A 12925-nucleotide genomic window follows, 5' to 3' on the forward strand; every position below is an offset into this window, starting at 1 on the left:
TCGAATTCCAGCCGATCGTCACCATCTATCTGGAGAGCGCCGGATCGGCGTTGCCGGCGCCGATGGTTGCCTTGCGCGAATCGGCGACCGAGCCGGCGCAGTTCGCCTTCGACCTCGGCCAGCTCGGTCAGCATCCTGGTCTGTTCAGTCTGGTCGTCAGCGGCGCCGCGCCCTGGGTCTCGCAGGGACTGGACGCCACCGGCGCTGCGGCGCTGGCACAGGCCCAGCGCCACTTCCAATGGGCGACGCCGCCGAAGATCGTCCGCGTGCTGAGCGAAAAGCGCGCGACCTTCGCCTGCACGCCTGGACTGAATCGCCCCGACGCATCGATCGGACCAGGCATCTGGGCCGCCGGCGATTACCCCGCAGGCCCGTATCCGGCCACGCTCGAAGGCGCCGTGCAAAGCGGTCTGTCCGCGGCCCGTTCCGCAATGCGGCAGCCTGTCGGCGCCTCGTCCTCCTGACGCCCCTTTCGGCCCGATCCGCGCACCGCTGATGGGCAAAAACGACGGATTTCGCCCGCGACGAACCGCTCTCGGTTTCGCCATGCAAAACCCGTGAGAAATCCTTCACAATCGTCCGCCATGAAGTCCAAGGAGCTGCAGACCCCCGCCATCCAGGTCCTCGAGCGCACGTTCGCGCTGCTCGACGTACTGGCCCAGCATCAGGACCCCGTGTCGCTGAAGCTCATCAGCGAGACCACGGGCCTGCACCCCTCCACCGCCCACCGCATCCTGAACGATCTGACGCTGGGGCGTTTCGTGGACCGCCCCGAGGCTGGCAGCTACCGGCTGGGCATGCGTCTGCTGGAACTGGGCAACCTCGTGAAGGCGCGCCTGGACGTCCGCGAAGCCGCCATCGGTCCGATGCGGGAGCTCCACAAGCTTACCCATCAGCCGGTCAACCTCTCGGTCCGGCAAGGCGACGAGATCGTCTACATCGAGCGCACCTACTCCGAACGAAGCGGCATGCAGGTCGTGCGCGCGGTCGGCGGCCGGGCGCCGCTGCACCTGACCTCGGTCGGCAAGCTCTTCCTGGCCAGCGACGATCCCCAGCGCGTGCGCGCGTATGCGACGCGCACGGGACTCTCCGGTCACACCCGCAACAGCCTGACGGAGATCACGCTGCTCGAACGCGAGATGGCGCTGGTCCGCCAGCGCGGCGTCGCGCGCGACGATGAGGAGCTCGAACTGGGCGTGCGCTGCATGGCCGCCGGCATCTACGACGATCAGGGCAAGCTGGTGGCGGGGCTGTCGATCTCGGCGCCCGCGGACCGCCTTGAAGAAGGCTGGTTGCCCCGACTGAAAGAGACGGCGACGCGGATCTCGGCGTCGCTCGGCTTCCGCGGCTGAGGCTGAAACTGGGATTCGGTAATGACGAAGCGGGCACAAGGCCCGCTTCTTTCATTCCGGCGTACCTGACGCTTACTTGGCCGAGATCACCGGTGTCAGGGCGGTTGCACTGACCGTGGTCGCGGCAGCGGGAGTCGCCACGGCTGCCAATGGCGAGGCGGCGCCGGTCAGCCACTTGCGGACCCGCTCGGCGTCGCCGATGCGGGAATACTTCCCGGCGGAGTCCAGGAACACCATGATCAGCTTGCGACCGGCAAGTTGCGCCTGCATCACCAGGCACTGGCCGGCTTCGTTGATGAAACCGGTCTTCTGCAGACCGATGTCCCAGTCGCCCTTGCGGACCAAGCCGTTGGTCGTGCCGAAACGGACCTGCTTGCGGCCCAGGGCCACGGTGTATTCGGATGAGGTCGACAGCTCACGGATCAACGGGAAGGCGTGGGCGGTCTTGACCAGCTTGGCCAGGTCGGCGGCGCTCGACTGGTTGCGGCTGGACAGACCGGTCGGCTCGACGTAATGCGTGTCCATCATGCCCAGCATGTGCGCCTTGGCATTCATCGCCGCGACGAAGGTTTCCAGCCCGCCGGGATAGTTGCGACCGAGCGCATGCGCCGCCCGGTTCTCCGAGGACATCAGTGCCAGGTGCAGCAGTTCGCCACGCGTCAGCGTCGTGCCGACGGCCAGGCGCGAACCGGTGAACTTCTCGGTGTCCTTGTCGTCGTCGGTGATTTCGATCTTGTCGTCCAGCGACTGGTTCGCCTCGACGACCAGCAACGCGGTCATCAGCTTGGTGATGGACGCGATCGGCAGCACCGCCGACGGATTCTTCGAGAACAGGACCTCGTTGGTGTCCTGGTCGACGACGTAGGCGACGCTGGATTTCAGGTCGAGGGGATCTTCGGTGTCGTGCAGACCGTACATCGTCCCGAAGGACGGTTTGGACGGGACGACCTCCCGGACCGGGGCTGCCGCGCGGGCAGCCACCTTGCGTGGCGAGCGCGGGGCCGGCTTGGCCTGCCGCACGCTCTTCACCTTGGCTTTGGAGGACGACGAGGCGGCCGCCTGCACCGATTGGATCGGCACGAGACTGGCGGTCAAGCCCGTCAGCAACATGACGCCGCTGAGCGCGGCACCAGACAGCAATGTCGCAATGGTCTTCAATCCAGTCCCCAGGTCAGTGGGCGCGAGTTTAGGGGATCGCTGAAAGACCGGCAAGATCAATGACTTAACGCAGGCTCTTAAAGTACCTGAATCCGTGCCATCCGACGCGGCCATGGGCGCCGCGTGCGCTGTCCTGTCAACCTTGGGCGGCGACCCGCTCCGTTTTGCTCTGCAACTTGTTCAGAGCGCTCAAATATGCTTTGGCGGAAGCGACCACGATATCGGGATCCGCCCCCCACGCCGTTCACCACGCGCCCCGCATGTTGCAGGCGCACCGTGACTTCGCCTTGCGATTCTGTGCTGCCGCTGGTGATCGCACTGACCGAATACAGCAGCATTTCCGCCCCACTTTGCACCTTGCTCTCGATCGCCTTGAGCACCGCGTCCACCGGACCGTTGCCATCGCTTTCGGTGCGATGTTCGGTTTCTCCCTCGGCGAACACCACCTGCGCCTGCGGCCGCTCGCCGGTCTCCGAGCGCTGCGCCAGCGCGACCAGCCGGAAATGCTCCTGGACCTGGGTGACCGACTCGTCCATCACCAGCGCGATGATGTCCTCGTCGAAGATCTCGGACTTGCGGTCGGCGAGGTCCTTGAAGCGGACGAAGGCGGCATTGATCTCCGCCTCAGACTCCAGCACCACGCCCAGTTCCTGCAGCCGCTGCTTGAACGCGTTGCGTCCCGACAGCTTGCCCAGGACGATCTTGTTGGCGCTCCAGCCGACATCCTCGGCCCGCATGATCTCGTAGGTGTCGCGCGCTTTCAGCACGCCGTCCTGATGGATGCCGGAGGCGTGCGCGAAGGCATTCGCGCCGACCACCGCCTTGTTCGGCTGGATGACGAAGCCGGTGGTCTGCGACACCAGCTTGGACACCGGAACGATCTGCGACGGGTCCACCCGCACGTCCAGCCCGAAATAGTCGCGGCGGGTCTTCACCGCCATCACGACCTCTTCCAGCGAGCAGTTCCCTGCCCGTTCGCCCAGTCCGTTGATCGTGCACTCGATCTGGCGGGCGCCGCCGATCTTCACGCCGGCCAGCGAGTTCGCCACCGCCATGCCCAGGTCGTTGTGGCAGTGGACGCTCCAGATCGCCTGGTCCGAGTTCGGAACACGCTCGCGCAGCGTCTTGATGAACTGGCCGTAGAGCTCCGGAATCGCGTAGCCGACGGTGTCGGGAATGTTGATCGTGCGCGCGCCTTCGCGGATCACCGCCTCGACGACGCGGGCCAGGAACTCCGGATCGGAGCGGTAGCCGTCCTCCGGCGAGAACTCGATGTCGTCGGTCAAATTGCGGCCGAAGCGCACGGCCTGGATCGCCTGCTCCAGCACCTGCTCGCGGGTCATGCGCAGCTTCTTCTCCATGTGGAGTTCGCTGGTCGCGATAAAGGTGTGGATGCGGGCGCGCGCCGCGCCTTTGAGCGCCTCGGCGGCGCGACCGATGTCGCGATCGTTCGCGCGGGCCAGCGAGCAGACCGTGCTGTCGCTGATCGCGTCGGCGATCGCCTTGACCGCCTCGAAATCGCCCTGGCTCGCCGCCGCGAAGCCGGCCTCGATCACGTCCACCTTCAACCGCTCCAGCTGCCGCGCGATGCGCAGCTTCTCGTCCCTGGTCATGGACGCGCCGGGCGATTGCTCACCGTCGCGCAGGGTGGTGTCGAAGATGATCAGGTGGTCGGACATGAGGGGGCTTCCTTGCGGTGGCGGGCCGGGCCGCGGGCCGGAAAGCGGCCCGATCGGTGAGTTTAGGCGGCGATGCGGTCGGCCAGCTTCAGCACGCCGCGCTGCGACGCACGACGCAGGCCGGAAACGATCGCCTTCAGCGAGGCCGACGCGATGTTGCCGTCCATGCCGACGCCGAACATCGTGGCCTCGCCCACGCGGAGCTCCAGGTAGGCCACCGCCTGCGCATCGGCGCCGCTGCCCATCGCGTGCTCGTGGTAGTCCAGCACCCGCACCTGGGTCTTCAGCAGCTTGTTCAGGCCCTCGACGAAGGCGTCGATCGGTCCCTTGCCCTGCCCGTCGATCTTCACCATGCGCACGCACAGGTCGGCTTGCGCCTGGACGCGGGTCTGGCCGTCCTCGGCGGTGTCGATCTGCGGATGCAGCGACGGTGCCTGCTTCACGCCGTACTCGCGATCGAAGATCCGCCACAGGTCGGCCGCGCCGAGTTCCTTGCCATTCGTGTCCATCACGCCCTGGACGATCTGGCTGAACTCGATCTGCAGGCGTCGCGGCAGTTCGATGCCGTACTCCGCTTCGAGCAGATACGAGATGCCACCCTTGCCCGACTGGCTGTTCACACGGATCACCGCTTCATAGCTGCGGCCCAGGTCCTTCGGATCCACCGGCAGGTAGGGGATCTCCCAGATGTCGCCCTCCTTGCGGGCGGCGAAGGCCTTCTTGATCGCGTCCTGGTGCGAGCCCGAGAACGAGGTGTAGACCAGCTCGCCGACGTACGGATGGCGCGGATGCACGGGCAGCTGGTTGCAATGCTCGACGCAGCGGCGGATCTCGTCGATGTCGGAGAAGTCCAGTTCCGGATGCACGCCCTGCGTGTACAGGTTGAGTGCGACGTTCACCAGGTCCAGGTTGCCGGTGCGCTCGCCGTTGCCGAAGAGGCAGCCTTCGAGTCGGTCCGCACCGGCCATGATCGACAGCTCGGCCGCGGCCGTGCCGGTGCCGCGGTCGTTGTGCGGATGCACCGACAGCACGATGCAGTCGCGCCGTGCGACGTTGCGACCCATCCACTCGATCATGTCGGCGAACAGGTTGGGCGTGGAGTGCTCGACCGTCGACGGCAGGTTGATGATGATCTTGCGCTCGGGGGTCGCACCCCAGGCTTCAGTCACCGCATCGACGACCCGCTTGGAGAAGCTCAGTTCGGCGCTGGAGAACATCTCCGGCGAGTACTCGAAGCGGAAGTCCGTCTCCGGCTGCTTCCCGGCGAACTCGCGGATCATCCGCGTGTGGGTGACGGCCAGGTCGACGATCTCGTCCTCGCTCATGCCGAGCACGACGCGACGCATGACCGGAGCAACCGCGTTGTACAGATGGACGACGGCCCGCTTGGCGCCGACCAGCGATTCGAAGGTGCGTTCGATCAGCGGCTGGCGCGCCTGCGTCAGCACCTGGATCGTCACGTCGTCGGGGATATGGCCCTGCTCGATCAGCAGCCGCACGAAGTCGAAATCGGTCTGCGACGCGGACGGGAAACCGACCTCGATCTCCTTGAAGCCGATCTTCACCAGCATCTGGAACATGCGCAGCTTGCGCTCGGGGTCCATCGGCTCGATCAGGGCCTGGTTGCCGTCGCGCAGGTCGGTGCTCAGCCACAGCGGCGCCTTCGTGATCTGCACGTCGGGCCAGCGGCGGTCCGGGAGGGCGATGGGGGCGAAGGCGCGGTACTTGGTCTGCGGTTGCTTGAGCATGAGAGCGTTCCTGTGGGTTCAGGGGCGCAACTCGCAGACTCTCCAGAAACAGGAACGGCCCGTTGCGAGTTGCATTCGGGCCGTTGATCTGGGAAGAGCGTCTGGATGGACGGACGTGCGCGATCTAGCGAACCCGAAGGTCACCTCGTAGTAGCAGCGTAATGCTGGCGGTTTCGCGGAAGAACGTCATAGCGGTTGAATATAGAGGCGCGGCATCCAGCCCGTCAACGCCGCCGGGCGAATACCTGGCCGGCGAGCGTTCGCTATCGGTGAAGCCCTGCTTCATCCGGCTCATCGGTCGACATCGCGATGACGCTGGCCGGCTTGCCCTTGGCGCGCCGGACCGCATAGACGATGTAGCCCGAGATGCCGTACGCGCAGAAAACGCCGAACAGCACGCGCGGCGGGTCGATGTTGATCGCCGCGATGGCCAGCATGATGACGACCAGGACGATGAACGGCACCGAACGCTTGAAGGTGATGTCCTTGAAGCTGTAGAACGGCGCGTTGGTCACCATCGTCAGGCCCGCGTAGAGCGTGAAGCCGAAAGCCAGCCACGCCAGCGCGGGATCGCGGTGGATGTCCTTGTAGCCGGCGCTGTCGAACGCCCAGATCAGGCTCATCACCAGCGCGGCCGCGGTCGGGCTGGGCACGCCCTGGAAGAAGCGCCGGTCCACGACGCCGATGTTGGTGTTGAAGCGCGCCAGACGCAGCGCGGCGCCGGCGATGTAGACGAAGGCGGCGAACCAGCCCCACTTGCCCAGGCCCTGCAGCGCCCAGGAATACATGATCAGTGCCGGCGCCGCGCCGAACGAAACCATGTCGGACAGCGAGTCCATCTGCTCGCCGAAGGTGCTCTGCGTGTTGGTCATGCGCGCGACGCGTCCGTCCAGGCTGTCGAGCACCATGGCGGCGAAGATCCCGTAGACCGACTGCTCGAAGCGGCCACCGATGCCCATCACGATCGCGTAGAAGCCGCTGAACAACGCCGCCAGCGTGAAGAGGTTGGGCAGTAGGTAGATGCCCTTGTGGCGCGGGCGCTGCGGGACGTCGAGGCCATCGGCCTCGTCCTCGTCGAGCAGGTCCACGCTCTTGTTCTGACTTGGATTCATGGGGCGGGAGGATAACCCAGCGCATCAATGGAAAAGGCCGCACGGTGCGACCCGCGCGGCCTTCTGGACTGATCTGACGCGATCTGCGTGGATCAGTTCTTGGACTTGTCGACCAGCTTGTTGGCCTTGATCCACGGCATCATCGCGCGCAGCTGCTCGCCGACCTGCTCGATCGGGTGCTCGGCGGTCAGTCGGCGGCGGCTGATCAGCGTCGGGGCGCCGGCCTTGTTCTCCAGGATGAAGGACTTGGCGTACTCGCCGGTCTGGATGTCCTTCAGGCACTGGCGCATCGCGTCCTTGGTCGCGGCGGTCACCACGCGCGGGCCGGTCACGTACTCACCGTACTCCGCGTTGTTGGAGATCGAGTAGTTCATGTTGGCGATGCCGCCTTCATAGATCAGGTCGACGATCAGCTTGAGCTCGTGCAGGCACTCGAAATAGGCCATTTCCGGCGCGTAACCGGCTTCGGTCAGCGTCTCGAAACCCGCCTTGATCAGCTCGACGGCGCCGCCGCACAGCACGGCCTGCTCGCCGAACAGGTCGGTCTCGGTCTCTTCGCGGAACGAGGTCTGGATGATGCCGGCCTTGCCGCCGCCGTTCGCCGCCGCGTAGCTCAGGGCCAGGTCACGCGCCTTGCCGGTCTTGTCGGCGTAGACGGCGATCAGGTGGGGCACGCCGCCGCCCTGCTTGTAGGTGTTGCGCACCGTGTGGCCCGGGGCCTTCGGGGCGACCATCCACACGTCCAGGTCCTCGCGCGGCTGCACCTGGCCGTAGTGGACGTTGAAACCGTGCGCGAAGGCCAGCGACGCGCCCTGCTTGATGTTGGGCTCGACTTCGTTCTTGTAGACGTCGGCGATCTGCTCGTCGGGCAGCAGGATCATGACCACGTCGGCGGCCTTCACCGCGTCGGCGATCTCGGCGACCTTCAGACCGGCGCCTTCCGCCTTGGCCCAGGACGCGCCGGAACGGCGCAGCCCCACGGTGACCTTCACGCCGCTCTCGTTGAGGTTCTGGGCATGGGCGTGGCCTTGTGAGCCATAGCCGATGATGGTGACGTTCTTGCCCTTGATGAGGCTGAGGTCGGCGTCCTTGTCGTAATACACGTTCATGGTGGTCTCTCCGGGGAAAACAGGTCAGGGGTTGTTCGGTGAAGGATGTTCAGTGGTCGCGGCGCTCAGACGCGCAGGATGCGCTCGCCGCGGCCGATGCCGCTGGTGCCGGTGCGCACCGTCTCGAGGATCGCGCTGCGGTCGATCGCGTCGATGAAGGCGTCGAGCTTGCCGGCGTCGCCGGTCAGCTCGATCGTGTAGGTCTTCTCGGTGACGTCGATGACGTGGCCGCGGAAGATGTCGGAGGTGCGCTTGAGCTCCTCGCGCTCCTTGCCGACGGCGCGCACCTTGATCAGCATGAGCTCGCGTTCGATGTAGCGGCCCTCGGTCAGGTCGACGACCTTGACGACCTCGATCAGCCGGTTCAGGTGCTTGGTGATCTGCTCGATCACGTCGTCGCTGCCGCTGGTGACGATGGTCATCCGCGACAGCGACGGGTCTTCCGTCGGCGCCACGGTCAGGCTCTCGATGTTGTAGCCCCGGGCGGAGAACAGCGCAACGACGCGCGACAGCGCCCCCGGCTCGTTCTCGATGAGCAAAGCAATGATGTGTTTCATGGAATCTCGTCCTTCGCGCTCTTCAGGCCGCCGGCGGTAACCGGTCAGCCCTTGGCCACGCTCTTCGATCTAGGAATCAGGCCGGTTCGCTCCGAACGCTTCGAGCCGTCCGCCGCCGGTCGCGAGGCGCGCGGTAACGCGCGTCACGCCGGACGGCTTCAGGCCGTCAACGGTCTCAGAGGTCCTCGGACCCCAGCAGCATCTCGGAGATGCCCTTGCCCGCCTGCACCATCGGCCAGACGTTCTCGGTCGGGTCGGTGCGCACGTCGATGAAGACGGTGCGGTCCTTCAGGCGCATCGCCTCCCGCAGCGCAGGCTCCACGTCCGAAGGTTTCTCCACCAACAGGCCGACGTGCCCGTAGGCCTCGGCCAGCTTGACGAAGTCCGGCAGCGCATCCATGTAGCTGTGCGAGTAGCGCTTGCCGTAGTCCAGCTCCTGCCACTGCCGCACCATGCCGAGGTAGCGGTTGTTCAGCGAGACCACCTTCACAGGCGTCTTGTACTGCTGGCAGGTGGACAGCTCCTGGATGTTCATCTGGATGCTGCCTTCGCCGGTGATGCAGAACACATCCGACTCCGGCTTCGCCAGCTTGATGCCCATCGCGTACGGCAGGCCGACACCCATCGTGCCCAGGCCGCCGGAATTGATCCAGCGGCGCGGCTCGTTGAAACGGAGGAATTGCGCGGCCCACATCTGGTGCTGGCCGACGTCCGAGGTGAAGTAGGCGTCGCGGTCGCGGGTCAGGTTCCACAAGGTCTCAAGGACGTACTGCGGCTTGATGACTTCGCTGGACTGCTTGTAGGCCAGGCAGTCGCGCTTGCGCCAGTCGTTGATCTGACTCCACCAGGCATTGATCGCCTCGGCGTCAGGTCTTGCCTGCGCTTCCCTGATCTGCGCGATCAGCTCCTGCAGCACGTCCTTGACATCGCCGACGATCGGGATGTCCACGCGCACGCGCTTGGAGATCGACGACGGATCGATGTCGACATGGATGATCTTGCGATCGACCGACGAGAAATGCTTCGGGTTGCCGATCACGCGGTCATCGAAGCGCGCACCGACGGCCAGCAGCACGTCGCAGTGCTGCATCGTCATGTTGGCTTCGTAGGTCCCGTGCATGCCGAGCATGCCCAGGAAACGCGGATCGCTGCCGGGCATGGCGCCCAGGCCCATCAGCGTGTTCGTGCAGGGGTAACCCAGCAGTTCGACCAGTTGGCGCAGTTCCGCCGTGGCCTCGCCCAGGATGACGCCGCCGCCGGTGTAGATGTAGGGCCGCTTGGCGCCCATCAGCAGCTGGACCGCCTTGCGGATCTGGCCGCTGTGGCCCTTCTTCACCGGGTTGTAGGAGCGCATCTCGACGCGCTCCGGGTAGTGGAACGCGGTGCGGTTGAGCGACACGTCCTTCGGGATGTCCACCACGACCGGGCCGGGACGGCCGGTGCGCGCGATGTGGAAGGCCTTCTTCAACGTCGTCGCGAGGTCACGCACGTCCTTGACCAGGAAGTTGTGCTTGACGATCGGACGCGTGATGCCGACGGTGTCGCATTCCTGGAAGGCGTCGAGGCCGATGGCGGGCGTCGGGACCTGTCCGGTGATGATCACCATCGGGATCGAGTCCATGTACGCCGTCGCGATACCGGTGATCGCATTCGTGACGCCCGGACCCGAGGTCACCAGCGCGACGCCGACCTCGCCAGTCGCCCGGGCATAGCCGTCGGCGGCATGGACGGCGGCCTGCTCATGGCGTACCAGCACATGCTGGATGGCGTCCTGCTTGTAGAGCGCGTCGTAGATGTAGAGGACGGCGCCGCCTGGATAGCCCCAGAGGAACTTCACGCCTTCGGCCTGAAGACTCTGAACCAGGATTTCGGAGCCATTCAGTTCCTGACCGGAACTGACGGAATGGGGGTGCGGTTGTGAGCGAGCTTCCGTGATCGCTGCACGTTTGATGTCCGCGGCAGACATGTCCATATGTCGAACCTCTGAGTTTTTTCTCTGACGAAAAACCATCGGTGTCTCTCCTCTCGCTCTTTTGAAGCGGACTTGAAACGTCGCGTCAAAAACAGGGGCGCCCCGGTTGGGCGGCCTACTTGAGACAGAAAATGCGGTGTGCGAGCCGCTGATTATGCACGCAAACCCGCAGAGGTTCGGAACCGATGGCGGTCTGTAGCGCTGATGCGATAATCCGCGCCGTTTTGCCCGCTGGACCGCCCTCCGCCAGACCGCCCTCAGCCAGATCGCCTTCGATGGCGCCAGCCCTTGGCCACAGACAAAGAACTCAACGACTTTCTCAAGACCGCCGATCGACGCGCCTTCAAGCGCACGGTCTACATGGTGCGAGACGAGGACGCCGCCCTGGACATCGTCCAGGACGCCATGATCCGGTTGGCCGAGAAGTATTTCGACCGTCCGGCGGCGGAGCTGCCGCTGCTGTTCCAGCGCATCCTGTCCAACGCGACGATGGACTGGTTCCGGCGGCAGAAGGTGCGCAACGCGCTCTTCAGCAACCTGTCGGACTTCGAAGGCGCCGATCCCGGCGACGACTTCGACCTGCTGGAATCGCTGGAGACGCGGGAAGGATCGATGGGGGCGCTGTCGGCCGCGGACGAGGTGTCGCGTGTCCAGGTGCTGGCCGCCATCGAAGAGGAAGTGGCCGCTTTGCCGGCCCGTCAACGGGAAGCCTTCCTGCTGCGTTACTGGGAGGAACTCGACGTCGCCGAAACGGCAGCGGTCATGGGTTGCTCGGAGGGCAGCGTGAAGACACACTGCTCCCGCGCCGTGCATGCGCTGGCCAAAACGCTGAAAGCCAAGGGAATCTCGCTATGAAGAAGAACACGCCAGGAACGCCGCTGCCGCTGGAGGCGGATGCGCGCGTGACCCGTTTCGGCCTTCGGGTGGCCGCGGGACTGACCGAGCAGAGCGAGACCCTCTCCGGCGACATCCAGGAACGGCTGCGCTTCGCGCGTGAGCAGGCGCTGGCCAAGGCGATGGCCGCGCGCGCCGCGGCGCCCGCGCAGACCGTGTCCGACGCTCGTCAGGTCGGCGGCGGCACCCTGGCACTGGGCGGCGGCGAGAAGACCCCGCGCTGGAGAAAGGCCGCCGCGCTGCTGCCGCTGGCGCTGCTGCTGGGTGGCCTGCTGCTGATCCAGCACAGCCAGTGGTACGAGCAGATCCGCAGCGCGGCCGAACTCGACACCGAGATGCTCTCCAAGCCGCTGCCGCCGGCGGCGTACAGCGATCCGGGCTTCCGCGAGTACCTGAACGAAAACCAGACCGACCCCAACAATCCGAACGGCGCCGCCGACGGCGAGAAGTCCGACGAAGCCAAATCGTCGCAGTGAGGCGGTGCGTGGTCAGTTCCTTCCGCCCGCTCCCGCTCGCAGCGGGAGATCCCATCGTTTTCCCTGATCGTGCCGCCTCGCGCGGCTGGGTGCGCCGCCTGAGCCTGGTGGCCGCCTGCGGCGCGCTGGCGTGGGGAGCCGCAACCGCCTCGGCGCAGGACACGTCCGCCTCCGCGCCGCTCGACGGCCGCCCCGCGACAGCCGCGCCGCACGCCTCGTCGCCCCCGAGACCGGTGGCGCCGACGACCACGCCGGGCGCGCTGACCAGCAGCCAGAACTGGGCTTCGCTCAGCGCGTCCCAGAAGGAAGCGCTGGCCCCGTTGTCCAAGGAATGGGACCAACTCGACGGTGCCCGCAAGGGCAAGTGGCTGGAGATCGCCGCCCGTTACCCGACCCTGCCGGTGGAGCATCAGCAGCGCCTGCGGGAACGCATGGTCGAGTGGACGAGGATGTCGCCGGCGGAACGCCAGCGCGCCCGCATCGGCTACCAGCACGCGAACGAGCTCCGTGCGCCCGAGCAGGAAGCGAGGATGCGCGAGAAGTGGGACGCCTATCAGGCGCTGCCCCCGGAGACGCGCCAGCGCCTGGTGGAACGCGCAGCGGAAAAGGCCTCGGCCGCGGGTCGCGACGTGCCCGCCGCGCCCACGCGGGCGAAGGCGCCCATCCAGCGCACACCGCTGACGGCAACGACCGGCCCCACCATCGTCCAGGCCCAGCCCGGCGCGACCACGGTGCTGATGACGCAGCGCGCCCAGCCGCCACTGGCCGGCGCCAGCGCCGCGCGCGGCCGGCCGATCCGCTCGCCGCGCGACGCGAAGCTCGACCCGGACACGCTGCTCCCCCGACGCGATGCCGCCAGCCGCTAAAC

General features: G+C 66.2%; 10 protein-coding genes and 2 pseudogenes. 5 read left to right on the forward strand and 7 right to left on the reverse strand.

The window, feature by feature from the left end:
• Both PV762_RS15355 and PV762_RS15360 read left to right on the forward strand, forming a co-directional pair.
• Positions 1–464, forward strand: a pseudogene (locus PV762_RS15355) (phytoene dehydrogenase); the annotation flags it as partial.
• 120 nt (positions 465–584) lie between these two features.
• A complete protein-coding gene (locus tag PV762_RS15360; RefSeq protein ID WP_088403548.1) occupies positions 585–1352 on the forward strand; it encodes an IclR family transcriptional regulator in 768 nt (255 codons plus the stop codon).
• Positions 1353–1424: 72 nt separating this feature from the next.
• Here the strand turns inward: PV762_RS15360 and pbpG are convergent, their stop codons facing one another.
• The 7 genes and pseudogenes from pbpG to PV762_RS15395 all read right to left on the reverse strand — a co-directional run bounded on the left by pbpG (position 1425) and on the right by PV762_RS15395 (position 10687).
• The gene (pbpG, locus tag PV762_RS15365; protein ID WP_421036014.1) at positions 1425–2462 is read right to left on the reverse strand and encodes a D-alanyl-D-alanine endopeptidase; all 1038 of its coding nucleotides are present in this window, start codon (positions 2460–2462) and stop codon (positions 1425–1427) included.
• A gap of 184 nt (positions 2463–2646) precedes the next feature.
• A pseudogene (locus PV762_RS15370) lies at positions 2647–4189 on the reverse strand (2-isopropylmalate synthase).
• 62 nt (positions 4190–4251) lie between these two features.
• Positions 4252–5937, reverse strand: coding sequence for a 2-isopropylmalate synthase (gene leuA, locus PV762_RS15375; protein WP_421035881.1), 1686 nt, complete (start codon positions 5935–5937; stop codon positions 4252–4254).
• Positions 5938–6200: 263 nt separating this feature from the next.
• A complete protein-coding gene (gene pssA, locus PV762_RS15380) occupies positions 6201–7049 on the reverse strand; it encodes a CDP-diacylglycerol--serine O-phosphatidyltransferase (protein ID WP_421035882.1) in 849 nt (282 codons plus the stop codon).
• Positions 7050–7141: 92 nt separating this feature from the next.
• Positions 7142–8158 (reverse strand): ketol-acid reductoisomerase, encoded by a 1017-nt coding sequence (ilvC, locus tag PV762_RS15385; RefSeq protein ID WP_088403544.1) that lies wholly within the window; start codon positions 8156–8158, stop codon positions 7142–7144.
• A 65-nt stretch (positions 8159–8223) separates the two neighbouring features.
• The gene (gene ilvN / locus PV762_RS15390) at positions 8224–8715 is read right to left on the reverse strand and encodes an acetolactate synthase small subunit (protein WP_067275674.1); all 492 of its coding nucleotides are present in this window, start codon (positions 8713–8715) and stop codon (positions 8224–8226) included.
• A gap of 175 nt (positions 8716–8890) precedes the next feature.
• Complete coding sequence (locus PV762_RS15395) at positions 8891–10687, reverse strand: acetolactate synthase 3 catalytic subunit (protein ID WP_421035883.1); 1797 nt, start codon at positions 10685–10687, stop codon at positions 8891–8893.
• Between the two features lie 288 nt (positions 10688–10975).
• Here PV762_RS15395 and PV762_RS15400 point away from each other — a divergent pair, with 288 nt between their 5' ends.
• From PV762_RS15400 to PV762_RS15410, 3 genes are read left to right on the forward strand one after another with little or no spacing between them, the layout of a single operon-like run.
• Positions 10976–11542: an RNA polymerase sigma factor gene (locus PV762_RS15400; RefSeq protein WP_421035884.1), complete on the forward strand. Its 567-nt coding sequence runs from the start codon at positions 10976–10978 to the stop codon at positions 11540–11542.
• Entirely contained in the window at positions 11539–12057 is a 519-nt protein-coding gene (locus PV762_RS15405; protein ID WP_421035885.1) for a DUF3619 family protein, read from the forward strand. The genes PV762_RS15400 and PV762_RS15405 overlap by 4 nt, the downstream gene beginning before the upstream one ends.
• Before the next feature lie 8 nt (positions 12058–12065).
• Positions 12066–12923 carry a DUF3106 domain-containing protein gene (locus PV762_RS15410; RefSeq protein WP_421035886.1) on the forward strand — a complete coding sequence of 286 codons (858 nt, stop codon included), beginning with the start codon at positions 12066–12068 and terminating at the stop codon, positions 12921–12923.
• Positions 12924–12925: the final 2 nt, after the last annotated feature.

This window comes from Mitsuaria sp. CC2, assembly GCF_048957715.1.
Taxonomy (GTDB): Bacteria; Pseudomonadota; Gammaproteobacteria; order Burkholderiales; family Burkholderiaceae_C; genus Roseateles.

Bases quoted from the DNA above. Each gene is read 5' to 3' on its own strand.
- PV762_RS15395 (WP_421035883.1), bottom strand. From the start codon at position 10,687: ATGGACATGTCTGCCGCGGACATCAAACGTGCAGCGATCACGGAAGCT.
- ilvN (WP_067275674.1), bottom strand. From the start codon at position 8,715: ATGAAACACATCATTGCTTTGCTCATCGAGAACGAGCCGGGGGCGCTG.
- PV762_RS15405 (WP_421035885.1), top strand. From the start codon at position 11,539: ATGAAGAAGAACACGCCAGGAACGCCGCTGCCGCTGGAGGCGGATGCG.
- pbpG (WP_421036014.1), bottom strand. From the start codon at position 2,462: ATGTTGCTGACGGGCTTGACCGCCAGTCTCGTGCCGATCCAATCGGTG.
- leuA (WP_421035881.1), bottom strand. From the start codon at position 5,937: ATGCTCAAGCAACCGCAGACCAAGTACCGCGCCTTCGCCCCCATCGCC.
- pssA (WP_421035882.1), bottom strand. From the start codon at position 7,049: ATGAATCCAAGTCAGAACAAGAGCGTGGACCTGCTCGACGAGGACGAG.
- PV762_RS15360 (WP_088403548.1), top strand. From the start codon at position 585: ATGAAGTCCAAGGAGCTGCAGACCCCCGCCATCCAGGTCCTCGAGCGC.
- ilvC (WP_088403544.1), bottom strand. From the start codon at position 8,158: ATGAACGTGTATTACGACAAGGACGCCGACCTCAGCCTCATCAAGGGC.